Origin of the sequence: Flavobacterium sp. ACN6 (assembly GCF_002304005.1) — a bacterium.
Lineage (GTDB): Bacteria > Bacteroidota > Bacteroidia > Flavobacteriales > Flavobacteriaceae > Flavobacterium.
Map to the genome: position 1 here is coordinate 274,643 of NZ_MRCQ01000007.1, position 25,678 is coordinate 300,320.

Below are 25,678 nucleotides of genomic sequence, written 5' to 3' on the forward strand. Positions count from 1 at the left end.
TTAAAAGAATAAAAAATAGATTGTAAAATGGAATTGGAACAATTAAAAAAATTAGAATACATTAAAAGACTATCAACGAAATATTTAAATATTTTAAAGCCAGCTGATGGTCAATTTTGTAATGCAGAAATTAGAGTTTTAAATTATTCAGAGCTCGGTTGTATTATTACAAATATGCTGAAATTATGCATTCTGGCGCTGGAGCAGGATAATGGCAAAAAATCGGCTATAGATGTAGGATTGGTTTTAGAACAGGCGCTTCATTTATTTCCTTCGGATGAAATGGAGCTGTTGGATAGAATTAATGATTTGTTAGTTAAAAAAACTAATATTGGATCTAATTAAAAAAGCTCCAGATTTCTCTGAAGCTTTGTAATTATAGAAAATACTTTTTTAGAAATTAGTATTTATTTTTTTAGATCGATCTGCGATATAAGAGATAAGCCAGGTTACTTGTCCCTCTTTTACAAAGTATATTTTCTTTGCTGCTAAATTTGGAATACTTTCCAGACAAGTCACTAAAATATTATTTGCTGAAATCAGGTATTTTTGGTCATACGTGCTTAAAACTCTAGCTGCTTCTTTATTGGTTTTAGCAAGAGTAGTAAATTTGGTAAAATTGTTTTTCAAAACAGCATCGTAATCAATAACATCTTGCAGAGTTAAAGCAATATAATGCTCTTTCACGTTTTCATTATAATATAACGTTGAAAATGCCCAAACAGCCCCGCCAGATAAGTATAATTTATCCTTTTTTTCCAAAGGCGGATTTGCGTCAAACATTTCTTTTGTTTTCTTGCGTAAAACAGGGTTAAAGTCAAAAGATTTTTCCTGATAAGTAGACATGTCATTAATCTGGCTCTTATTAACAACTGTTTTTTCTACAGCATCCGTTAATGTCATTGTTCCAAAATCTAATGCTAAAGGAATAAACTCTAATTTGTTGTCTTTTAATTCATCAATATAACCGCCCTTAGTGGTTTGAGCACCAATATCCAAAAGGAAAGCGTTAGCAAAATCAACTGGAGGAATAGCGCCTTTAACTAATGTTTTTGCTTCTTCGTTAACATCCAGTATTTCCAATTCTTTACTGGTAAGAGAAGAAATTTTATTTTTTAAAACGTCAATATTACGCGCAGATTCGAAAACGGGAGCAGCAACAATAAAGATATTTTCTTCTAGAATTTTGTGCTCAGCTCTGATTTTTTTCAATTGATCAAAAACGGTATTACTTGTTTTCGTGATATCTTCTGTAGTAAGCTCGCCAGAAGCAGCGATATGATCTGCAAAAGGAATTCTTTCTGTCCAGAAAGAAAGGATTTTATAATCGGCTTTCTTGATATTATTTACATCAAGAACAGAAACTTTTATTGCTCTACGGCCAATTTCAATCCCAGCATAAATACTTTTTTGAGAAAATGAGTTAAGGGTAAAAAATAAATTTAAAAGAATAAAAAATAGAACTTGGGGTTTGTTTTTTTTAAGCATTGTAGTTATTTATAATTATAATATGATTTGTTTCTGAAAAAGAATTTAAGGTAATTATGTGAAAGTCATAATTCTGAATTAAAAATGATCGATTTCAATATAGGATCGCAAATTTATAAAAACATTTATTAAGATAAACGCAGTTATTGGAAAATGTGGAATTTAAATAATAACTTAACATTGGACGGTTTGCAAAATAGGAGAACCTGCTACCAATCAGACAGTGAGGAAAAACTAATATAACAAAAAAGCTCCAGATTTCTCTGGAGCTTTTTCTTAGTAGCCCGTAGCGGAATCGAACCGCTCTTACATGGATGAAAACCATGCGTCCTAACCGATAGACGAACGGGCCTGCTTCTTTATTGCGGGTGCAAAAGTGCAACTATTTTTAAAATACTCAAAATTTTTTTGAAAAAAAATTATTTAAATTATTCTGAATTTGCCTTATTTAAAAGAATTCAGTCTTAAATAAATGGGGTTAAATTCAGCTGTATTTATTTGATTAATAATTGGTTGTTTTGTTTAGTAAAAAGGAAAAAAGAAGATTTTTTTCGGTATAAAAAAAATCAAAAAAAAACTAGAATTATTCATTTTTGAAAGAATATTCTTTTGATTTTTGTTTTATTTTGAAAAATATATACTCAGTTCAATACAAAAAAAGCCCCAGATTTCTCTGAAGCTTTGTTTTTATAACTTTTGTTTGGGATAATCTCTTTGATTTGAATTAATGAAAATACTTAAGTCCAATTATGTTCAACATATTGTTCATTATTTGTTTGGTCAATAAGTACAAAATTGCAAGACAAATAACTCGAATAATTAATTCATTTTTTTTATAATCGAAAGCAGAAAAGAATTGATAATAGAAAATTATGACATACAAAAAGGTTAATGCAGTCAGCAAATAGTTTACAAAAAGAAGAAAGTCTTTGTTGTCACTAAAGATCATACAGATTATTAGTATAAAACTAATTACTAATGTTCCGCATAACAAATACAAATTGAGAACGAGATTTTCAGTGTAATTTTGGTTGCTTTTTTTAAAGAACAAATAGCTCAGAAAAGAAATAATTGGTATATGAAGGAAAATTGCAATTTTTGAATACTCCTTTAGTACTTTTAAAACGCCTTCTACTTGTTTTTTATCTTCATATAAAACGGACGCATCTAAATTTGTCCATTTTTTTAGAAAGTAACCAATTGCTAGTAAAAGAATTATGGTTGAAAAATAATTAAAGTGCTTTACTCTTTTTCCTTGTACATATTCTCTAATGCTATGTCCAGGTCTGGTAAATAATTCTTTTATTGTGTAGAAAAATCCTGTATCAAAATGAAATATTCCGTGAATAAAATCGTGTTGTAAAACGTGAGGTAATGAAAATCTATGTGTAGATGTTGATTGGCTGCAATTGCTGCAAAATTTGTCTACTATTACGTTGTTACAGTTTAAACAGTTATTTGTCATTGGTCAGTTAAATATAGGATCAATTTATTCTTTTGTATTGTCTTCGGTTTTTTGGGAGTACTGTTAGCCGTGAGACGTGGCTAATTTACATAAAAAAAGCAAATTCTCACCGCTCGGGAAGAGACTTACCGAAAGCTGTGAGAAACCAAAATAAAAAAGCTTTCAACAAAAGCGGTTCAAGATATCGCACATCTTTAAATAATTGAAAAAAAATCGATTTATTTATAAGATGCTAAATGTGAAAAAATACTTTGAATTTACTTTCCTTTTTCGTCAAAATTGAAAAGTTAAGTGTTATGTTTGTTTACAGTTTACAGAGAAAAACAAACTTAAAATTAGCAATATAAAGTGATAGATAAATTGGAGATTAAAGCTCATGAAAAACTATACGGGCTTGATCATTTACGAGCTTTTGCTATTGTTTTAGTTTTCTTTTTTCATTATTTTATTGTGAGTGGCGGAGAACCCGAATGGCTTCCTGATGCAGCATCATTTGGCTGGACCGGCGTTGATTTGTTTTTTGTGTTAAGTGGATTTTTAATTTCCTCGCAGCTCTTTGTGCAAATTAAAAACGGGCAGTTAATTTCGTTTAAAGTTTTTTTTATTAAACGATTTTTTAGAATTGTTCCTGCATATTTAGCGACAGTTGCGATTTATTTTTGCATCCCGTATTTCAGGGAAAAAGAATCGTTACCTTCAATTTGGAGATTTCTAACTTTTACCCAAAATTTCAATCTTAATTTAAAAGACTACGGAACATTTTCGCATTGCTGGTCGCTGTGTGTAGAAGAACATTTTTATCTTTTTTTACCAATTATTTTAATAGTGCTGCAGGCTTCAAAACTATTTTCTAAATCATATTGGCTGTTAATAGGCTTGTTTTTATTCGGTTTTGCAATTAGATTTTATAGTTTTAATTACTTGTACATGCCGAAAATTGGCGAAGAAAATAGCTGGATGTACTGGTATAAATTTATTTACTATCCAACTTACAATCGATTAGACGGACTTTTAGTTGGTGTTTCAATTGCAGGAATTTATCAATTTTTACCAAATTTATGGACCACGCTTTCAAAATATGGTAATCAATTTCTTTTGTTAAGTTTATGTGTTTTGGCTGGTGCTTATTTTTTATGTGAAGACTTACTAACTTTTAACGTATCTGTTTTTGGATTTCCATTAATTGCGCTTGGTTTTGGTTTTATGGTTATTGGCTCCATTAGTCCTACAAGTTTTTTATATAAAGTGAATTCAAAAATTACAACCTTTATTGCGAATCTTTCTTTTTCAATTTATTTGACACATAAAGGAATCATTACAACAACCCATAAATTATTAGAAGATTTTGAAATAGAGAATAATGTAATGCTTTTAATTTGTGTGATAACTTGTGTTTTAGGAGCATACATTCTTCACTTGACAGTAGAAAAACCATTTATGAAAATAAGGAATAAAACTGTAAAAGAAATATGAGAGTTAATTTCATGCTTGCGTTAGCGTTCTGCAGTCCAAATAAAAATATTAAAATCATTTGTAGTAATAATATTTCATTATTTTCGTGTAAGAATCAATCAATCAATCAATCAATCAATCAATCAATCAAAATGAACAAACAGTTATTTCTTTATTTAACGGCTTTACTTTTTACAAGTATTATCTCAGGACAAGAGATAAAAAATTTCTTTTCAACGCTTGATAAAAATGAACTTTTTTACGGCAGTGTTATAGTTTCCAAATCAGGAGAAAATATTTTTTCAAATTATTATGGATATTCTAATGTAGATAAGAAAGAAAAAATCAATGAAAAATCTCAATTTCCAATTGCATCGGTATCAAAAACGTTTACTGCGGTAGCAATAATGCAGCTTAAACAAAAAGGAAAATTGAACATTGATGATCCAGTCAAAAAATATCTTTTGGATTTTCCTTATCCAAATATCAGCATTAGACATTTGCTAAGCAATACTTCTGGATTGGCGCAAGAATATCATCTATTTGATAATGTAATAAAAGAAAAGCCAGAAAAAATTATATCTAATGAAGATATTATACCAGCATTAATTGATAATAAAGTGCCGCTTTCGTTTGCTCCAGGAGACAGATGGGAATATAATAATGTTAATTTCTGTCTTGCGGCATTGGTAGTAGAAAAATTGGCTGGAATTAGTTTTGGAGATTATTTAGAAAAAAACATTTTCAGTCCTGCTAAAATGAAAGATTCATTTCTGCCTAAGAATAGAAAACTTAAAGTATCGAGGCAAGTAGAACTATACACTTATCCAAACTTTTATTCGTTAAACGTAGTGAATGTTCAAACCTTAAAAGAAACTTTTTTAATAGTGGAGAAAAGCAATTTTTATGGAAACGGAGGTATTGTAAGTACGGCTCTAGATTTACAGAATTACCAAAAAGCATTATTTAGTTATCAGCTTTTAGGCAAAAAAGAACTAGAGGAAGTGCTGACACCGGCAAAGCTTAATAATGGAAAAATTGCTTCTTATCGCTCGGACGAAATAGAGATTGCCTATGGTTTGGGCTGGCAAACATACACGAATGAAAATAATGAGAAAATAGTTTTCCACGATGGATTTATTACTGGGCTGGCCTCAATTTTGATCCATAATATTACTAAAGACAACACTGTCATTTTGCTGTCTAATACAGCAAGTCCAGTTTTTGGGACAGCCAATGAAGTTTTGAAATTAATAGATAACAAACCTTATAAAATGCCATTACAAAATCTTTCGAGAGTATATGGCAGTCTGCTTGAAAGTGGGAGGAAGGAAAAAGCGAATCAGTTAATTGAAGAATATTTAAAAAATCCAAGCACTTATGAAGCGGCAGAAAGAGATTTTAATAGATTGGGCTATCAATTTCTCAGACTTCAACAAACAGAAAATTCTTTGCAAACATTCGCTTCTGCAGCATTAATTTTTCCAAATAGCGCCAATATATACGATAGCTATGGTGAGGCATTGCTTCAAAGCGGCAAAAAAGATGATGCGATTAAAATGTATCAAAAATCCATTGAATTAAATCCAAATAATGAAAATGGTAAAAAAGTATTAAAGGAATTGCTTAATGTGGAAAATATAAAAGCTAAGTCATAGAAAAAAAGCTTTAGAGAAATCTGAAACTTTTTTAGTTATAAGGTTAGCAGGACTCTAACCTGTGTCCAACGCAGCGGATATGAGCCCGACAATAAATAAAATAAAAAGCTCCAGATTTCTCTGAAGCTTTTGTCTTAGTAGCCCTAACGGGACAATTCTCGAACCATTTTCAAGATGATTTGAAAAATTTAAGTCCAATTTGATTTATACTTTTTTTAAATTTCCTCGGCGATCCAGATGCTAGGATAAGATGTCAATTACTTTTTTATTATACGAATAATAGAGAAATCATCAGTAGGAACTAAGCCATATTTATGTTCTAATTTTTTTAGTTTTAAAGTAAGCATTTCATCTTGATCTTGATTGGTATTTTCAATTGTTAAAAAATCTATAGTATCAATATCTTCATTTGATTTGGCAGGTTTTACTTTCTCAAAGGTAAATATGCCGTCTGTTGCAATTGATATGTCGATTATTTTATTAAATTTTATTTTTTGTTCAAGAGAGTCATATAATTTTTCAAAATCTTCTGATAGATGAAAGCCCAAATAGTCTGGTTTATTGTCTTGGTCAAACTCATGTTTATTCCCATTAACAATTGCAAATCCATCCCCGATAGCAAGAATAAGTCCTTCCTCACTTTTTTTATTAATCAGCATTATTAGCATTGTTGTTAATAATTCTTTAGTATCCAACATTAATGCATTTTTTATACTTTTTAGTTCGATTAATAAATTTTTTAAAATAGACTTTAAACTTTCGTCAATATCTTCTAAATTATCAGGATCAATAAAGTCTTTATAGCCTTTTTCTATGCATATTTTTTTCAATATCTTCCCAACTAGGGTAGATGCAAAATGACTTTCCAATGCTGTTGTACAGCCATCCATAACAGCACATAAAATCATATTTTTTCCATATTCATTTATGTATAAATGATCTTCACAATTATTTTGGTGGTAATCTCCGATTCTTATTGTGGAATAAATATTCATTTCTTTCTGGCTTTTTGTGCGGAAATTATTAATCTACTTTGATTGAAATATATGTTTTATATCAAGACGAATTTTTAGTGCGAATATAATTCATTTCTCCAAAGAGAGGTATAAGGAATAAGAAATTGATTTATCTAATTTTTATACGTAATACTTGAGTAAAATGGTTCGAATCCCATTAGGTCAACTTTACGGGATCTATGAATCATGTATTTTTTGTAAGGTAAAACTTGGTTACTATTGAGAAAAGGCATAAAAAAAGACCTATCTTTTTAGAAGATAGGTCTTTTACCTTGTAGCGGGAACAGGACTCGAACCTGTGACCTTCGGGTTATGAGCCCGACGAGCTGCCTACTGCTCTATCCCGCGATGTTTCGGGTGCAAAGATACGTCGATTTTTGAGAAATCCAACGAAAACTTTAAAAAATGTTTTATTTTCTGTATTGAGTTGATATGACTACCTTTGCAAAATAAATAATATGCAAATGTCACATAAAGCAGGTTTCGTAAACATTATCGGAAATCCAAATGTTGGAAAATCAACATTGATGAACGCCTTTGTTGGAGAAAGATTATCCATCATTACATCAAAAGCACAAACAACACGCCACCGTATTCTTGGAATCGTAAATGGTGAAGATTTTCAATTGGTACTTTCTGATACTCCCGGAATTATAAAACCGGCTTACGAAATGCAGGAGTCGATGATGAACTTCGTAAAATCGGCTTTTGAAGATGCTGATATTCTAATTTACATGGTCGAAATAGGAGAGCAGGACTTAAAAGACGAAGCTTTCTTTAATAAAATCATTCATGCTAAAATTCCAGTTTTACTTCTTTTAAATAAAATCGATAATTCGAATCAGGAACAATTGGAAGAGCAGGTTTCTTTTTGGAAAGAAAAAGTGCCAAATGCAGAAATTTTTCCAATCTCAGCTTTGCAGAATTTTAATGTTCCAGAAGTTTTTGGAAGAATAATCGAATTACTGCCAGAATCTCCGGCTTATTATCCAAAAGACCAATTAACAGATAAACCAGAACGTTTCTTTGTAAACGAAACCATTCGTGAAAAAATCTTGTTGAATTACAGCAAAGAAATTCCGTATGCGGTTGAAATCGTTACAGAAGAATTTTTTGAAGATGAAAAAATTATTAGAATCCGTTCTGTAATTATGGTCGAACGCGAAACACAAAAAGGAATTATCATAGGACATAAAGGTGCCGCTCTTAAAAAAGTAGGAACCGATGCGCGTGCCGATTTAGAGAAATTCTTCGGAAAACAAATTCACATCGAACTATATGTAAAAGTGAATAAAAACTGGAGAAGCAATGCTAATATGTTGAAACGATTTGGGTATAATCAGTAATTTTTGTTGAATCGGTTAATCGTTGATTTGTTTAATCGGAAAAAACGAAAAATGTCTTGATACCTTGAAGCCCTAGCCCAGATGGAAACGGCATCCTTTTGTGGTCTCGTTTTTTTCTAACGAGACCACAAAAGATAGAGTGGACAGCTGGATTAGCTCCTGAAAAAAGTGGTCAGTTTTCAGTTTATAGTCACAGTTTTATAAGTTTTTTTACTGAATACTTAAAACTGATAACTGCAAACTAAAAAAGACTACCTTTGCAAAAAATTAAAATAAAGCATTTTGGATTCCAAGATGTTAGGTTTTTAGGAAACTAGAAGGCTAAAATTTAAATCTAATCCCGAGACTTCGGGACTAAAATTCAAAAAAAAAATGAATAACATTGTTGCGATAGTAGGAAGACCTAACGTAGGGAAATCGACCCTTTTTAATAGGCTGATACAAAGAAGAGAAGCTATTGTAGATTCAGTATCTGGGGTTACCCGTGATAGAAACTATGGTAAAAGCGAGTGGAACGGAAAAGAGTTTTCTGTTATTGATACGGGTGGGTACGTTCGCGGATCTGATGACGTATTTGAAGGTGAAATCCGTAAACAAGTCGAACTTGCTATCGATGAAGCCGATGTTATTATTTTTGTGGTTGATGTTGAGGAAGGTATTACACCAATGGACGAAACGGTTGCTAAGTTACTTCGTAAAGTAACAAAACCAGTTTTATTGGCTGTAAATAAGGTTGATAACGCCATGCGTGAGAAAGATGCTGTTGAGTTTTATAACCTTGGATTAGGTGAATATTTCACATTTGCAAGTATCTCAGGAAGTGGAACAGGAGATTTATTAGATGCTTTGATTGACTCTTTCCCAGAGAAACCAGAACCAGTTCAGGAAGAAGTGGTACTGCCTCGTTTTGCTGTTGTAGGACGTCCAAACGCTGGAAAATCTAGTTTTATCAATGCCTTAATTGGTAAAGATCGTTTCATGGTAACGGATATTGCTGGAACTACGCGTGATGCAATTGATACTAAATTTGACCGTTTTGGTTTCGAATTTAACTTGGTAGATACTGCGGGTATTCGTCGTAAAGCAAAGGTTAAAGAAGATTTAGAGTTTTATTCTGTAATGCGTTCGGTTCGTGCGATTGAGCATGCAGATATTTGTATATTGGTTATCGATGCAACCCGCGGATTTGAAGGTCAGGATCAGAGTATTTTCTGGCTGGCAGAGAAAAACCGTAAAGGTGTTGTAATATTAGTAAACAAATGGGATTTGGTTGAAAAAGATACTATGTCTACACGCGATTACGAAGAGAAAATTAAAAAAGAATTAATGCCTTTTACAGATGTGCCAATTTTGTTCGTTTCGGCTTTAACGAAACAACGTTTATTGAAAGCATTGGAAGCTACAGTTCAGGTTTTTGAAAACAGAAAACAAAGAATTCCTACTTCAAAATTCAACGAATTTATGTTGAAAGTTATCGAAGCATATCCGCCGCCAGCGACAAAAGGAAAATATGTAAAGATTAAATATTGTATGCAGTTACCAACACAAACACCTCAGTTTGTATTTTTTGCCAATATGCCGCAATATGTTAAAGAACCTTATAAACGTTATCTGGAGAATAAAATTAGAGAGAAATGGGATTTTGCTGGAGTTCCAATCGATATTTACATCAGAGAAAAATAAAAAAATGAGTCCCCGTAATAGGGGACTTTTTTATGTTTTGTGTCTATAGAATTATGAGATCCATTTTTTTATTGGCATTATATTTGAATAAATGTAAAAAACACAATTAAACCTTTTGCGTTTTTTGAAGTCTTACTGATCTAACTAACCTAATTTTATGACCAAAATTTATTCGTTTCTATTGTTTTTAGCTTTTGTTTACTCGGCAAATGCCCAAAATAATATCGTTGTTAAAGGAACTGTAGTTGATATCAACACGCAGCTTCCACTTGAGCTTGCTACCGTTTATTTTACTACCGTAAAAGATTCTACTATTATAGAATATGCTACGACTGATAAAAACGGAAATTTTATTATCAATACAAAAAAGTATGAAAGACCTGTATTTTTAAAAGTAAATTATACAGGATATCAGGCTTACTTTGAAGAGCAAAAAGGACTTACGGAAAGTAAAGACTTTGGCAAATTGTATATGATTGAAAATGCAAATGTTCTAAATGAGGTGATCGTAAAATCTGAAGCACCGCCAATTACCATCAAAAAAGACACTTTAGAATTTAATGCTCCTTCGTATAAAGTTCGTCCCGATGCAAATGTTGAGACTCTACTGAAGCAGTTACCCGGATTTGACGTTGATAACACTGGAAAAATTACGGTGAATGGGCGGGAAGTGAATCAGTTTTTAGTTAACGGAAAAACGTTTTTTGATAAAGATGGTGCTATTGCGATTAAAAATCTTCCGGCAGATATTATTAAAAAAATTCAGGTTTCTGACTTTAAAACCAAGAAGGAAGAACTGGCGAAACAAGAATCGACTTCGGATTATTCGACCGTTAATATTACAATTGACGAAAAGAAAAACAAAGGATATTTTGGTAAAGTTCTTGGCGGATACGGTTCTGACGAACGCTATGAAAGCAGTTTGATGATGAACTTTTTTAAGAATAAACAAAAAATTAGTGTACTTGCGTCTTCGAACAATATCAACTCAACAGGATTTTCTATGGATGAGGTTTTTGATAATATGGGAGGCGGACGTAATGCAAGAGGAGGAAATCAGGGTGCCGGCGGAGGCGGAAAGGGAATTACGCAGTCAACTTTGGCGGGAATAAATTATTCTGATGATTGGACAAAGGATTTGGAGTTTATGAGCAGTTATAACTTTACAAACGCGGTTACTAAAAATGATAGTAAATCCAATCAGGTAAGTTTTCTTCCAACTGGAAATATTGTGACCGAATCAGATTCTAAAACTAGAAATGAAAATACAGGAAATAATGTCAATTTTGAATTAGAATATAAAATTGACCCAACAATGCGTCTTGTTGTTGCTCCAAAATTAAATCAGTCGCAATCTAACAGCAATTCTTTTTCATCAACTTTTTCTGAAAATGAAATTGGTGATCCGCTTAACGAAAGTACTGCATCATCGCATACGGAAGGATCGAATACTAACTTTGCAAACAGTATTAATTTTAATAAAGTTTTTGAAAAGAAATCACGAAATCTTAGTGTGGTTTTTAATAACAATAACAGTAAAAATGATTCTAACGGAATCAATATTTCTGAAACTATTTTTTATCAGGATGCAAAGCCAAATGATGAAAGAAATCAGAATGCAAAAAACACTTCAAAAAGCGATTCATATGTTTTAGATGTAGAATATACGGAGCCAATTACAGATTCTCTTAGAGTACGTTTTGGATCTGATTTTAACTGGCAGAATTCAACAAATGATCAAAAAACATTTGATTTTGATGACGCTTCACAGCAATATTCAGATTTAAATTTATCTCTTACAAATTTTACATCATCAAAGCAAAACTCAATTACGCCAAAAGTCGGAATCAGCTGGCAGAAAAGTAAATATTCATTAAATATAAACTCGAGAACTTCAATAGTTGAATTTGATAATCATTCTTTTTATCTTAATCAGGCAACCGATTTAAATAAGAGATACGCACTTCCTTATGCAAATGCTCAATTTCGATACAAATTCAATCGTTCAAAGAACTTGACTTTCAAATATGATTATTCGAATGCGCTTCCGTCTGCAACGCAGTTAATGCCGGTAGCGAATTTAAATAATCCATTAAACAGTGTAATCGGAAATCCAGATTTAAATCCTATTGAAAAAAACAGCGCTGGTATTGATTTTAAGAATTTTGATTTTAGAACACGTTCTGGTTATAGTGTTTTTATAAAAGGAGATTATTACAATAATGATATTGTTTCGACTTCAATTTATGATGAAAGTGGAAAAAGAAACACTACTTATGTGAATATTTCGGGAACGTATTCGGCTTCGGTTGGAGGAAACTGGAATCAGCAGATTAAAAAAGATGCACATACAGTAAGGTACGGATTGCGCTTAAGCGGTAATTATAATTTTGATAAAGGATTTACAAATGATGTTTTGTATAATGCAAAATCTATTGTTTTAACGCCAAGTGTTTATGCGTCTTACGATTATGGTGAGGTACTTTCGATTGCGCCATCTTATAGTTTGTCGTATAACGAAACTAGATACGAGAATTATTCAAGAGATGCTACTTCAAATGTAATTCACAGAATTAATATGCAGACAACCTCGTACTGGCCGGCAAATTTAATTTTCGGAAATGATTTTGGGTATACTTATAATTCAAACATCTCAGACGATTTCAAAAAGGATTTCTTTCTTTGGAATACGAGTTTGTCGTATGGTTTCTTAGATAAAAAATTGTATGCTAAAGTAAAGGTTTATGATGTTTTAAATCAAAACCAAAGCGCCACAAGAACAATCTCGGCAACGTCGATTCGCGATGAGGAAAATACAGTTTTAAAGCGTTATGTCATGTTTTCTCTAGCTTATAAAATCGGAAACTTCGCTGAAAGCAAAAAAGGAGGAAAGAGACAGAGAGGGTCATGATTTTTTTTAAGGTTATAAGGTGCTTAGTGGTTTAGGTTCTTAGGTTTAGAGTTGCAAAGGTTCAGAGGTGCAAAGGTTAAAACGCCTGATCAAATTTTAATTTGATCAGGCGTTTTTTTTATAAATGTTGTCTTTTTTCGTAATCCAATTCATTCCGTAGGAATGTTTCGTTGGTAGAACTTAATTTGGGTTGCGATTATTACGTTCCGTAGGAACGTTTGATAATTTTAAGGCGCTAAGGTGCTGAGAGGCTTAGGTTCTAAGGTTTAGAGTTGCAAAGGGGCAAGTTGCAAAGGTACAAAGATTAAAAATGCCTAGTCATTAAAATTTGATCAGGTGTTTTTTTATAAATGTCTTTTTTGGTTATGCAAATTCATTCCGTAGGAATGTCTCATTGGTAGAACTTCATTTTGGTTCAGGTTATTACGTTCCGTAGGAACGTCTGATAAATGAGGTCGATTTTAATTTTCATTAGCAGAGGTGTCCCTATGGGACGTAAAACAAAACCATTTTTTACCGATGAAATATTCCTTGCGAACATTCAGGCAAAATTGATACTTTATCTTTTTTGTGATTTGAATAAAAACAAAAAACCGAGATACATTTTAAATATATCTCGGTTTTAATACTAAACTAATTAACTCTAACCTTACAATGAGTACTTTAATGTAACTCCGTAAGTTCTTTGATCACCTAATACTCCTGCATATTGACCTGAATTTCCACCTGCAGGCAATAATTGTTCGTAGTAATCTTTATTTAAAAGGTTACGTCCCCAAAAGTAAACAGATAAACCTTGTGATGCACGGAAACCTAAACGAGCATTAAAAATCGCGTAACCTTGAACCACTAAATATTTTGAAGCCGAAGGGCTTGAAGAAAATTCAGAACGAGCATAAGAATCTAGGGCTAAGAAAATTTTCCCTGCATTTCCAAAGAATCTTGCATTGTCTGAAAGTTCACCACCTAAAGATCCTGCCCATCTTGAAGCGCCTGGCAAAGCAGATCCAGAAACATCTTTAAATGATACTGGAGCGCCAGTTTCTTCTAAAGGAAGCGGTGCATTTGTAAATTTTACATATTTTCCATCTGTATAAGTTGCAGCACCATTAATAGTTAAATGTTGATTTACAACAATACTAGCGTCTAATTCTACACCTTGAACCTGTACTTTATCTGCATTTGCAAGATAACCACGGTTTACACCCAATTCAGCAGCCTGAACGTTTGTTTGGAAATCTTTAATATCTGTTTTAAAGAAAGCTAAGTTGAAAATTGAATTTTTGAATGGAGAAGTTTTCACTCCAACTTCATAATGATACACTTTTTCAGGTTTGATAACAGCAAGTTCAAGTAAAGGCTGTCCAGCAGAATTTGTTGGAAGACCTGCTACGTTTACACCAACTGGTTTGTAGCTTTTTGCAAAAGTTCCGTAAGCATTAATTCTATCCGAAGCTTTAAAAGTAACTGTAATGTTCCCAGAAAAGTCTGTATTGTCAATAGCTGAATCAAATGCCTGATCCGAATAAACTTGTCTTTTCAAAGCCAATAACGCTGGATCTGTAGTTTGTAAACCTCCATAAGTTGTACGGGCATAATGAGCATCTTTTTTATCAAAGTTATAACGCAAACCTGGTAGAACATGCAGACGATCTGTAATTGCCCAGTCAATCTGACCAAATACTGCCGCGCTCGAAGCTCTAATGTTGGCATCCGTTTTAATTCCGTATCCTTCAAAAAGACCTGGGGTTCTCCATAAAGCACTTGTTGAACTTTGTGCGAATCTCCATTGTGCATTTCCAGATTCTTCAGTACCATCAGTCTGCGAAGTTTGATCGATAAAGAATACTCCAGCAACACCGCTGATTTTAGAGGTTAACTGTCCTGCGTAACGAACTTCCTGTGTAATTTGAGTTTGTCTTGTTGGGTTTTGAGATTTAGCCAATACTTGTAATCCCGTAAAATCTCTATCATTTGATGGATCCCAGTTCCAAAAACGCCATGCAGTTGTTGAAGTAAGAGTTCCGCCTCCAATTTTTGTATCAATATTTAATGAAAAACCTCCCATATCTTGATTAGAACGCCATGGTGTATCTTGGTCGATTTTACGATCAAATGCATTCTGGCTTGGAAGCTGATAATTTAAATCGGCTATAATTGCATCAAACTGGCGGTAAGCCGCTCTTTGAGTTGGAGCTACACCAGCAATTACCTGCGCATATCCGTCAGGGCGCTGCGTTGTAATATCGGCAGCAAATATAACATTAGTATTTACAGTTGGAGTCCAAAGTAATTGCCCTCTAATTCCTTGATTATTTAATGTATTCGTAGCTCTTCCTGTTGCAACATTATCTACTAAGCCGTCACGTTGTGTACCAGAAAAAGAGATTCTACCAGCAACTTTTTTACCTAAAGCACCTGTAACAGAAGCTTTAGCCTGCAAGAAAGAGTAATTTCCGTAACTAACTTCAAAATCAGCACCAGAAGTAAAACTTGGTTTGCGAGTTGTAATGTTGAATGCTCCAGAAGTAGTGTTTTTTCCGAATAAAGAACCTTGCGGGCCACGTAAAACTTCAATTTGCTCAACATCAATAAAGTCAAGAGTTGTAGCAGCTGGACGAGCATAATAAACACCATCAACATAGAAGCCAACACCTGGATCGATACCATCATTGGTTAATCCGAATGGAGAACCTAAACTTCTAATGTTAATACCAGTGTTTCTTGGGTTAGAAGAATAAAGCTGAACCGAAGGAACCAATTCTTTAATACGGTTAACATTAAAAGCTCCCGTTTGTTCTGCTTGTTTTCCTGTAATTACAGAAATTGCAATTGGAACATCCTGAACTTTTTCGATACGACGTCTAGAAGAAACCACAACTTCAACAAGTTCATTTTCTTCTTTAAGCGTAACTAAAATTGGATTTGAAGGTATTGCTGTCAATTCAAGTTCAGTTGTTTTATATCCAACATATTGAATCAATAGCGTCAATGGTAATCTTCCTTTTGAATCGATTACGAATTTACCGCTGTTATCTGTAATAGCACTATTAGTAGTTCCTTTAATAACCACGTTTACGGCTTCTAAAGGTGTATTTTCACTTGTTGTAACTATACCTTCAACATTTTGTGCGAATGAGATAGAGAAGGTTAAAAAGAATAAAATTGTAAAGATATTTTTTATAGATGTTTTCATTTTTATATTAAGTATATATGATTAGTAGAATTTAAAATAAAATTTTTTTAAATCAACACATACACATTATAAATGAAATGCTTTCAGAAGCTGTTGAAAGTCTTTTTGGTTTGTTTTGCAAAAGTTTTGTTACACCTGATTGACTAGAATGTACTTTCATGAGTTAAAATTTAGTAAATGATTAGTTAATTATTTTCAGCAAATATAAATATTAATTCTATCGATTTACTAGGAATTAGAAAATATTTTTTTATTTATTTACTAATGAAGCTATTGTGATGCCTTCCATTGCTTTCAAAGTTTTATCTCTAATTAGCATTAAACCGTGGCGCAGACTGCACTCAGACTCGGTTTTGCAATCAGAGCAAGGCTCGTAAAAATTTAAGGAAGCACATGGCAAAAGAGCAATTGCACCGTCAAATAAGCGGTGAATTTCTGCTAAAGTGATGTCGTTTTTTGATTTAATCAGATAGTATCCGCCAAATTTTCCCTGCTTACTGCTCACAAAACGTCCTCGTTTTAGATCTAATAAAATTTGTTCTAAAAACTTTTTAGGAATATTGGCGCCATCAGCGATTTCTATTGTTCTAGAAATGTGATTTTCGTCTTGTTCTGCTAAATAAAGTAAGGCCTTAAGGGCGTATTTTGCTTTATGTGATAACATCTATAATATATTGTAAAGTGTAAAAGTATGATTTTTTAAGATTGAAACCTAAACTTGATCCCGAGACTTCGGGAGAAACAAAGAAAACTTGAAACAAAGTAAGTTTACCAGCTTCCGCCAGAACCTCCTCCAGAGAAACCGCCGCCACCAAATCCACCGCCGAAGCCTCCGCCTCCGCCAGATGATCCACCGCCGAAACCTCCAAATCCGCCTCCGCCGCTTCTTCCAAGATTACTTAGAATAATAACGTCAAGCAGGCTAGGGCCGCCGCCACTGTTACCAGAATTGCCTCCACCGCCTCTTTTATTTCGAGCCAGTAAAATAAGTACAATTACTACAATAACAATAAAGGGGAAAATTGGAAAATCTTGTCCTTTACTGGTTTTACGTTCTCCTTTGTATTTTCCTTTAAAAACATCAAAAAGGGCATCAGCACCTTTATCAAGTCCATTATAATAACTTCCTTTTTTGAATTCTGGAATAATGATATTTCTTGTAATTTCTCCACCAATACCAGCTGTAAGTCGGTCTTCAAGACCATAGCCAGGAGAAATCCAGATTCTTCTTTCTGCTTTAGCTAATAAAATTAAAACACCATTATCTTCTTTTGCCTGCCCGATTCCCCATTCTTGAGCCCATTTTGGAGTTAGGATACCAATGTCTTCGCCTTTTAGGCTTTCAATGGTAATAACTACAATCTGAGTTGAAGTAGAATCTGAATAGCGAACTAATTTATCTTCTAATTGTGTTTTCTCAGCAGCACTTAAAACATTAGCATAATCGTAAACAGAAGTTTGAAAACTTGGTTTTTTGGGAATATCGAATTGAGCAAAAATAGTATTGAAGCTAAAAAACGCAATAAGCAAAAGAGTAAACTGAAAAATTCCTTTGGAATTTGGGATTTTATTTTGGGAATATTTCATTATTTATCCTTTTGAGATTTCGTTAGATAGTTCGTTTGTATCATCTGCTAATGAAGGGAAATATTTTTTGAGTTGTTCACCGGCATTCAAAATACCATCAACAATTCCCTGTTTAAAATTTCCAGATTTAAAATGATTCGTCATAATATCTTTGGTACAATCCCAAAAATCGACAGACACGAGATCATTAATACCTTTGTCTCCACAAATCACGAAATTTTTATCTTCAACTGCAAAATAGAGCAGTACTCCATTCTGTAATTTGGTTTCATCCATTCGTAAATCATGAAAAACTTCTAAAGCTCTATCAAAATGAGCTTTAGAAGATGTTTTTTCTATATGTACCCTAATTTCGCCAGAAGTATTTTTTTCAGCCACACGAATAGCTTCAACAATTTCTTGTTCTTCTTCTTTGGTTAAAAAATCTTCTACTTTTGACATTTGAGTAATTTTAGAGTTTAGATTATAGATTTTAGATTGTTCTCTAAAAGATTTTTAGAATTTTACTTCAACCGGTTTGTCTGCTCCAGTAGAAGCTTCAAAGTATGGTTTTTCTTTGTACTCGCTCAAGAACCAGTTGTTTGGAATTTTTAAAACATATCCGTTGTACACTTGTACAGCTTCGTTAAAACGAGTTCTAGCAGTTAAAATCTGGTTTTCAGTACTTGCCAATTCGTCTTGCAGTTTCAAGAAATTCTCGTTTGCTTTCAAAGTTGGATATTGCTCAACAGATACCAATAATCTTGATAATGATGAACTAACACCGCTTTGTGCTTGGTTAAATTCTTTTAATTGTTCAGGAGTTACATTACTTGGATCAATAGTTACAGAAGTAGCTTTTGCACGAGCTTCGATTACTGCTGTTAAAGTTCCTTTTTCAAAATCAGCGGCACCTTTTACAGTGTTTACTAAATTCCCGATAAGATCATTACGTCTTTGGTAAGCCGTTTGAACATTTCCCCATTCTTTATTTACGGCTTGACTGTGTTGTAAAGCAGTATTTTTAATACCAATCGACCAAAATGCGATAATAGCAATAAGTGCTATAATAATTCCTACAGGGATTAACCACTTTTTCATATTTGTTTTAATTTAGGTTTATTTCTATTTTTAATTACAATTCGTTTTTGATGTCGTTTAACTGTGTTTTTATGGACTCTAATTTACGTATTATTTCGAATTTATCTAATGTTTTCTTCTGGCCCTCTTTTAAGTGTATTTTGGCACCTTCAAGAGTAAAACCTCTTTCTTTGACCAAGTGATAAATTAATTGAAGATTTGTAACATCATCCGGCGTGAACATTCTGTTTCCCTTTGCGTTTTTTTTAGGTTTCAGAATATCAAATTCACTGTCCCAAAATCGTATCAAAGAAGCATTGACATTAAAAGCTTTGGCAACTTCGCCAATACTGTAATATCTTTTGTCTTTAGAAAGTTCAATATGCATGATTTGTTTTTTTCTATTTTATTTCAAAAATACTATTTTTTCGTGATATTAATCTAACGATTGATTTTCTTGGTTCGCCATATGTGAAATCGCTACATATTCTGCCGCCGAAATATTTCCGTAATAAAAGTTCAGCGGATTTACCACGTTACCATCTTTATGAACTTCGTAATGGCAGTGCGGTCCTTCAGATCTTCCAGTACTTCCTACATATCCAATTACATCGCCGCGCTTGACATGTTGTCCGGGTCTGCAGTTGTATTTGCTCAAATGGGCATATAAACTCTCATATCCAAAACCGTGCCTGATCACTACATGGTTTCCAAACCCCGAAGCTGTGTTGTCAGCCCTCGCCACAACGCCGTCACCAGTGGCAAAAATTGGGGCTCCTGTGTTGGCAGTAAAATCCATTCCGTTGTGCATTTTTCTCACTTTCGTGAAAGGATCGATTCTGTATCCAAAACCAGAAGCCACACGTTTTAAATTTTCATTTTGAACAGGCTGAATTGCGGGAATCGCCAATAATAAATTTTCTTTTGCGCCGGCTAATTTTAGTATTTCATCTAACGATTGAGACTGAATAGCCAATTCTTTCCAAAGTTTATCAACTCGTTTTGTGGTATTTAAAACCAGCTGCGAATTATTATAACCTTCTAATGCTTTATATCTATCAGGATTTCTAAAACCTGCTTTTCTAATCGAATCCGGAATTTCGGCTTTATTAAAATATACTCTGTAAATATTATTGTCACGTTCTTCTAAGGCGTCTGCAGCATCATCAATTTCATCCAGTTTTTTATTCAAAATAGAATACTGCAGTTTTAAATTTTCAATTTCACGTGCCTGCAAACGATCTTTTGGCGTTTCAAAATAAGGCGTGTTAATTAAAAGGACAAAAACTAAAAAACCAAACAATGCTGAGGCTACTAAAAACAGTAATGCGTAACCAATTTTTATTCTTTTTCTGGTTTTTATTTTTGTATAAGCCAGATTTTCTGAGTCGTAATAATATTTTACTTTCGCCATATTTTAAAATACGCTATTTTTGCAGCTTGTAAAATGAGTTAGACGAACAAAACGAACAATTGTTTCAGTTATTCAAGACTTTTTTACAAGAACAAAATAATTTATAATTTGGGGGGAATTACATAATTATATAATGCGCAAAATAGCGAATTTATTGTTGTAAAACATTAGTTTTTTATTTTTCGATTTTAAATTGACGCATTATTAATTTGAGATTTTTTCTAATTATCACATTATCACATTATCACATTGACACATTTGTAAACAGATACATTTTCTAATTTAAATATGAAATCACAAGACGTACGTAAACAATTTTTAGATTTTTTTGAGAGTAAAGGACATACTATTGTCCCTTCGGCTCCTATTGTCCTTAAAGACGACCCAACCTTAATGTTCAATAACTCGGGAATGGCCCAGTTTAAAGAATTTTTCTTAGGGAACGGAACTCCAAAAAGTCCAAGAATAGCCGATACGCAAAAATGTCTTCGTGTTTCTGGAAAACATAATGATCTTGAAGAAGTAGGGATTGATACGTATCACCATACGATGTTTGAGATGTTAGGAAACTGGTCTTTTGGAGATTACTTCAAAAAAGAAGCAATTAACTGGGCTTGGGAATTATTGACTGAAGTATATAAAATTCCAAAAGAAAATCTTTACGTTTCTGTTTTTGAAGGAAGCAAAGAAGATAATGTTCCGTTTGACCAGGAAGCTTGGGATATTTGGAAGACTTTAATTGATGAAGACCGAATTGTTCTAGGAAATAAGAAAGATAATTTCTGGGAAATGGGAGATCAAGGACCATGCGGACCTTGTTCTGAAATTCACGTTGATTTACGTTCTGAAGAAGAAAAAGCGCTGAAACCAGGGAAAGGTGAAGTTAATGGTGATAACGCTCAGGTTGTTGAAATCTGGAATAACGTATTCATGGAATTCAACCGTAAAGCGGATGGCTCTTTAGAAAAACTTCCTGCACAGCACGTTGATACCGGAATGGGATTTGAGCGTTTGTGTATGGCATTACAAGGAAAAACATCAAACTATGATACAGATGTTTTCATGCCTTTAATTAGAGAAATTGAAACTATTACCGGAGCAAAATATACACCTAATGAAGTAACAAACATTAGTGATCAACAAAATAAAATGAATATTGCTATTCGTGTTATTGCAGATCACGTTCGTGCTGTAGCTTTTGCTATTGCAGACGGTCAATTGCCATCTAACACTGGAGCTGGATATGTAATTCGTAGAATTTTGCGTCGTGCAATTCGTTACGGATTTACTTTCTTAGGTACAAAAGAACCATTTATATACAAACTGGTTGAAACTTTAAGCGAGCAGATGGGGGATTCTTTCCCAGAAATCAGAACGCAGAAAGCACTTTGTTCGAATGTTATTCGTGAAGAAGAAAACTCTTTCTTGCGTACGCTTGATCAAGGATTAATTCTTTTAGATGCTGTAATTTTAAACAATACTGGCGATACAATCGATGGTAAAAAAGCATTTGAGTTGTATGATACTTACGGTTTTCCAATCGACTTAACAGCTTTGATTCTTTCTGAAAAAGGGTTGAAATTAGACGAAGCAGGATTTCAAGAACAACTGCAATTGCAAAAAGAAAGATCTCGTGCAGCATCAAAAGTAACGGCAGGAGACTGGAATGTCATTGTTGAAGATGATATTCAGGAATTTATTGGTTATGACAGATTATCTCACCAAGTAAAAATCACTAAATACCGTAGAGTTGACAGTGTAAAAGACGGTGAAATATATCAATTGGTGTTCAATGCAACTCCATTTTACGGAGAAAGCGGAGGACAAACGGGTGATAAAGGATATCTAGAATCTCAAAACGGAGATATCACTTATATTATTGACACTAAAAAAGAAAACAACCAAACTATACATTTAACACAATCGTTACCAGAAAACATTACGGCAACTTTTAATGCAGTTGTTGATGCAAACCAAAGAGCTAAAACTTCGTCAAACCACTCGGCTACGCATTTATTGCACCAAGGTTTACGCAAGATTTTGGGAACTCATATTGAGCAAAAAGGCTCTATGGTTCGTAATGCTTCATTGCGTTTTGACTTTTCTCATTTTTCTAAAGTTACGGATGAGGAATTGTTAGAAGTGGAAAACTTTGTAAATGCAAGAATTCGTGAAAGTTTACCATTAATTGAAAAAAGAGCAATACCAAAAGATCAGGCTATTGAAGAAGGTGCAATTGCTTTGTTTGGAGAGAAATATGGCGATTTGGTACGTATGATTAAATTCGGTGATTCTGTTGAATTGTGCGGAGGAACACACGTGGCAAATACATCTGATATCTGGCACTTTAAAATTGTTTCAGAAGGCGCTGTTGCATCTGGAATTAGAAGAATTGAAGCAATTACAAGTGAAGCTGCAAAAGAATATTTTGAGACGCAGGCTGTTTCTTTAAGTGAAATTAAAGAAGCACTTAAAAACGCGCAGGATCCAGTAAAATCAATCTTGGCTTTACAAGACGAAAATGCACAGCTGAAAAAACAATTGGAAGTTTTATTGAAAGATAAAGCGAAAAACATGAAAGCTGATTTAGCTAAAGAATTACAAGAAATCAATGGAGTTCAATTCTTAGCTAAACAAGTAGATTTAAATCCGGAAGGAGCAAAAGATTTAGCTTACGAATTGGGTAATGCTTATCATAATCTATTTGTAGTTTTCGCTACAGCTCATGAAGGAAAACCAATGTTAACGTGTTATATCTCTAAAGAATTAGTTGCTTCTAAAAGCTTAAACGCTGGACAAGTCGTTCGCGAATTAGGTAAATATATCCAAGGTGGAGGAGGAGGTCAGCCTTTCTTCGCAACTGCAGGAGGTAAAAATGTTGATGGAATTGGAGAGGCTTTAATTAAAGCGATTGATTTCGTGAAGTAAAGATTCGAAGGTTCTTAGAAGCTAAGTTTATATAAAACAAACCCGACAGGTTTTTAAAACCTGTCGGGTTTTGTGTTTATAGTAGATTCAATAGCATCCAGCTTTAGCTGGATGAAGAAATAAGAATTAGAAAGGGCTTTAGCCAAACTATTACGTTTGGCTAAAGCCCTTCAACTTAATTATCATCCATCCAGCTAAAGCTGGACGCTATTCAAAAAACTTAGCCCCTTAGTCCCGAAGCCTCGAAATAGTATCCTTAGAACCTCAAAAAAATCACTTTCTTTCACCAATCTGCTGACGCCACATAGCGTAATACAAACCTTTCTCGACAATTAAATCTTCGTGTTTTCCTTGCTCGATTATTTTTCCTTGTTCTAAAACAAAAATTCTGTCCGCGTGCATTACTGTTGAAAGTCTGTGCGCGATTAGAACAGTGATTCGGTTTTTATCTGAAATATTTCTGATTGTGGCATTAATTTCTTCTTCGGTAATAGAATCCAAAGCAGAAGTAGCTTCATCAAAAATTAATAAATTCGGATTTCTAAGAATAGCTCTTGCGATAGATAAACGTTGTTTTTCTCCACCAGAAACTTTGATTCCGCCTTCACCAATTGTCGTGTTTAATCCATCTTCGGCACGTCTTAAAAGTTTATCACAACTTGCTCTTTTTAGGGCATCATACAAATCTTCATCGGTTGCATTTGGTTTTACAAATAAAAGATTTTCGCGAATAGTTCCAGAGAATAACTGCGCGTCTTGAGTAACAAAACCTAATTGTTTTCTTAAATCTAGTAAATCAATATCTGTTGAATCAATCTCATTATACAAAACCTGACCTTCGGCTGGAGTGTATAATCCAACCAATAATTTCACCAAAGTTGTTTTTCCAGAACCAGACGGGCCGACAAATGCGACAGTTTGACCTTGTTTAATTTCAAAATTGATATTCTCTACAGCTTTAAATTTAGCCGTTTTATGCTGAAAGCTTACATTAGAAAACAATAAAGACTGAATTGCTCCTACATGTTTTGGGTTTTTCGGACGGAATTCTTTTGGAGCGCTCAATAAAGTTTTAAAATTTTCCATTGACACTTTGGTTTCATTCAAAGCAATAATAAAATTTCCAAGTTCCTGAAGCGGACCAAAAATGAAAAAAGTAAAAAATACCATTGTAAGCAAATCACCCACAATAATTTTTCCTCCAAACAAGAAATAGTACAAAGTAAAAACAACACAAGTTCTTAAAAAGTGAACGGTTGTTCCTTGAATGAAACTCAAACTTCTTATAAAACGAACTTTTTCTAATTCTAACTGAAGAATTTTAAATGTATTTAAATTCAAACGTTTTTCTTCCTGATACGTTAAACCAAGACTTTTTACTAGTTCGATGTTTCGTAAACTTTCGGTTGTTGAACCCGCCAAAGCATTGGTTTGATTTACGATTTTCTTAGAAACAACTTTAATTTTTTTACCCAGATACGAACTTACCAAAGCAATAATTGGTGCCGTAATTAAAAAGATAATCGAAATACGAAAATCGATTCGGGCAACATAAAGAATTACAAAAATGAATCCGATAATGGTTTGAAAAATCAAAGAAATAGAAAGTGTAATTAATTTTTCAGAATCAATTCTAACTTTCGTCAATTTGCTTAAAGTTTCACCGCTTCGCTGATCTTCAAATTCGGCATAAGGCAGATCTAGTGATTTTTTAATTCCGTCGGTATACATTTGAGCACCAGTTCGCTGGATCACAACATTGGTAAAATAATCTTGGAAGTTTTTAGTAACTCTGGAAATCATTGCGGCACCAAGCGAAAGACCGAGCCAGAAAGATAAAGATTTGATAAAACCGATTTCGTTTCCTTTGTATTTTGCCAGTCCAACACCGCAGTCCTGCATTAATTTACCGGTAATAATAGAGTCTGATAAACTGAAACAAATGTTTATGGAAGCCATAATCAAAGCAAAAAGCAAAAGCATTTTATGCTTGATTATATAAGAGTATAATAATTTCATATAGAGTTTAAAAAAATGGAAGATGCAAAAGTAAGCAATTGTTTTAGTTTGTAAAGTTCATTTTTGTTATTTAAAATGTAAATTTTTAAATAGTTTGTTTATGATGAAAGTTTTTTTTAAGCTTTTTTAGCTTTAGTCAATTTCACGTAAAGTCGCAGAGTCGCAAAGTTTTTAGCTGTGTGGTTTTTTAATATACAAGCAAATTAAAATAAGCCCTTGTTTCAAATTTAAGTTTCATACAATACACAATGCACTTTGCGACTTCGCGTGATTTATTTCTTCTAAATTTCAAATGTTTATGTTGAGAGTTTTTTTTTAAGCTTTTTTAACTTTAGTCAATTTCACGCAAAGTCGCAGAGTCGCAAAGTGTATTGTGTATTGTGTTAAACTTAAATTTGAAACAGGGGCCTATTTTAATTTACTTGCATATTAAAAAACCACACAGCTAAAAAACTT

Annotated in this window: 18 protein-coding genes and 2 tRNA genes; 7 read left to right on the forward strand and 13 right to left on the reverse strand. The window is 33.2% G+C overall.

Annotation, left to right across the window (positions count from 1 at the left end; genetic code table 11):
- Window positions 1-27 precede the first annotated feature (27 nt).
- Entirely contained in the window at window positions 28-345 is a 318-nt protein-coding gene (locus BSF42_RS13250; protein WP_095953560.1) for a hypothetical protein, read from the forward strand.
- Between the two features lie 48 nt (window positions 346-393).
- Here BSF42_RS13250 and BSF42_RS13255 read toward each other — a convergent pair whose 3' ends face one another.
- The 3 genes from BSF42_RS13255 to BSF42_RS13265 all read right to left on the reverse strand — a co-directional run bounded on the left by BSF42_RS13255 (window position 394) and on the right by BSF42_RS13265 (window position 2,953).
- A complete protein-coding gene (locus BSF42_RS13255; protein WP_095953561.1) occupies window positions 394-1,488 on the reverse strand; it encodes an exopolyphosphatase in 1,095 nt (364 codons plus the stop codon).
- Window positions 1,489-1,768: 280 nt separating this feature from the next.
- Window positions 1,769-1,840 (reverse strand) — tRNA-Glu (locus BSF42_RS13260).
- Between the two features lie 372 nt (window positions 1,841-2,212).
- Window positions 2,213-2,953: a DUF3667 domain-containing protein gene (locus BSF42_RS13265; protein WP_095953562.1), complete on the reverse strand. Its 741-nt coding sequence runs from the start codon at window positions 2,951-2,953 to the stop codon at window positions 2,213-2,215.
- 348 nt (window positions 2,954-3,301) lie between these two features.
- Between BSF42_RS13265 and BSF42_RS13270 the strand changes: the two genes are divergently transcribed.
- Both BSF42_RS13270 and BSF42_RS13275 read left to right on the forward strand, forming a co-directional pair.
- The gene (locus BSF42_RS13270) at window positions 3,302-4,426 is read left to right on the forward strand and encodes an acyltransferase (protein ID WP_253251054.1); all 1,125 of its coding nucleotides are present in this window, start codon (window positions 3,302-3,304) and stop codon (window positions 4,424-4,426) included.
- The gene (locus BSF42_RS13275) at window positions 4,423-6,063 is read left to right on the forward strand and encodes a serine hydrolase domain-containing protein (RefSeq protein WP_172426686.1); all 1,641 of its coding nucleotides are present in this window, start codon (window positions 4,423-4,425) and stop codon (window positions 6,061-6,063) included. Before BSF42_RS13270 ends, BSF42_RS13275 begins: the two co-directional genes overlap by 4 nt.
- Window positions 6,064-6,320: 257 nt before the next feature.
- On the opposite strand, the gene BSF42_RS13280 is transcribed toward BSF42_RS13275, so the two are convergent.
- Both BSF42_RS13280 and BSF42_RS13285 read right to left on the reverse strand, forming a co-directional pair.
- Window positions 6,321-7,058 (reverse strand): protein phosphatase 2C domain-containing protein, encoded by a 738-nt coding sequence (locus tag BSF42_RS13280; protein ID WP_095953563.1) that lies wholly within the window; start codon window positions 7,056-7,058, stop codon window positions 6,321-6,323.
- 296 nt (window positions 7,059-7,354) lie between these two features.
- A tRNA-Met gene (locus tag BSF42_RS13285) sits at window positions 7,355-7,427 on the reverse strand.
- A 116-nt stretch (window positions 7,428-7,543) separates the two neighbouring features.
- On the opposite strand from BSF42_RS13285, the gene era reads away from it, so the two are divergent.
- The 3 genes from era (at window position 7,544) to BSF42_RS13300 (ending at window position 13,019) form a co-directional block, all read left to right on the forward strand.
- A complete protein-coding gene (gene era / locus BSF42_RS13290; protein WP_095953592.1) occupies window positions 7,544-8,425 on the forward strand; it encodes a GTPase Era in 882 nt (293 codons plus the stop codon).
- A 372-nt stretch (window positions 8,426-8,797) separates the two neighbouring features.
- Entirely contained in the window at window positions 8,798-10,108 is a 1,311-nt protein-coding gene (gene der / locus BSF42_RS13295; protein ID WP_095953564.1) for a ribosome biogenesis GTPase Der, read from the forward strand.
- A gap of 157 nt (window positions 10,109-10,265) precedes the next feature.
- Entirely contained in the window at window positions 10,266-13,019 is a 2,754-nt protein-coding gene (locus tag BSF42_RS13300) for an outer membrane beta-barrel protein (RefSeq protein ID WP_095953565.1), read from the forward strand.
- Between the two features lie 649 nt (window positions 13,020-13,668).
- Here BSF42_RS13300 and BSF42_RS13305 read toward each other — a convergent pair.
- The 7 genes from BSF42_RS13305 to BSF42_RS13335 form a co-directional block, all read right to left on the reverse strand.
- Window positions 13,669-16,215 carry a TonB-dependent receptor gene (locus BSF42_RS13305; RefSeq protein WP_095953566.1) on the reverse strand — a complete coding sequence of 849 codons (2,547 nt, stop codon included), beginning with the start codon at window positions 16,213-16,215 and terminating at the stop codon, window positions 13,669-13,671.
- 250 nt (window positions 16,216-16,465) lie between these two features.
- Window positions 16,466-16,879 carry an Rrf2 family transcriptional regulator gene (locus BSF42_RS13310; RefSeq protein ID WP_053470541.1) on the reverse strand — a complete coding sequence of 138 codons (414 nt, stop codon included), beginning with the start codon at window positions 16,877-16,879 and terminating at the stop codon, window positions 16,466-16,468.
- Between the two features lie 104 nt (window positions 16,880-16,983).
- Window positions 16,984-17,802, reverse strand: coding sequence for a YgcG family protein (locus BSF42_RS13315; protein ID WP_095953567.1), 819 nt, complete (start codon window positions 17,800-17,802; stop codon window positions 16,984-16,986).
- Between the two features lie 3 nt (window positions 17,803-17,805).
- Complete coding sequence (locus tag BSF42_RS13320; protein ID WP_095953568.1) at window positions 17,806-18,243, reverse strand: TPM domain-containing protein; 438 nt, start codon at window positions 18,241-18,243, stop codon at window positions 17,806-17,808.
- A gap of 54 nt (window positions 18,244-18,297) precedes the next feature.
- Complete coding sequence (locus tag BSF42_RS13325; RefSeq protein WP_095953569.1) at window positions 18,298-18,882, reverse strand: LemA family protein; 585 nt, start codon at window positions 18,880-18,882, stop codon at window positions 18,298-18,300.
- 34 nt (window positions 18,883-18,916) lie between these two features.
- The gene (locus tag BSF42_RS13330) at window positions 18,917-19,249 is read right to left on the reverse strand and encodes a MerR family transcriptional regulator (protein WP_057117101.1); all 333 of its coding nucleotides are present in this window, start codon (window positions 19,247-19,249) and stop codon (window positions 18,917-18,919) included.
- 48 nt (window positions 19,250-19,297) lie between these two features.
- Entirely contained in the window at window positions 19,298-20,275 is a 978-nt protein-coding gene (locus BSF42_RS13335; RefSeq protein WP_095953570.1) for a M23 family metallopeptidase, read from the reverse strand.
- Between the two features lie 288 nt (window positions 20,276-20,563).
- On the opposite strand from BSF42_RS13335, the gene alaS reads away from it, so the two are divergent.
- Window positions 20,564-23,203: an alanine--tRNA ligase gene (alaS, locus tag BSF42_RS13340; protein ID WP_095953571.1), complete on the forward strand. Its 2,640-nt coding sequence runs from the start codon at window positions 20,564-20,566 to the stop codon at window positions 23,201-23,203.
- Window positions 23,204-23,476: 273 nt separating this feature from the next.
- Here alaS and BSF42_RS13345 read toward each other — a convergent pair whose 3' ends face one another.
- Window positions 23,477-25,222, reverse strand: a complete 1,746-nt coding sequence (locus tag BSF42_RS13345; RefSeq protein ID WP_095953572.1) for an ABC transporter ATP-binding protein — start codon at window positions 25,220-25,222, stop codon at window positions 23,477-23,479.
- Window positions 25,223-25,678: the final 456 nt, after the last annotated feature.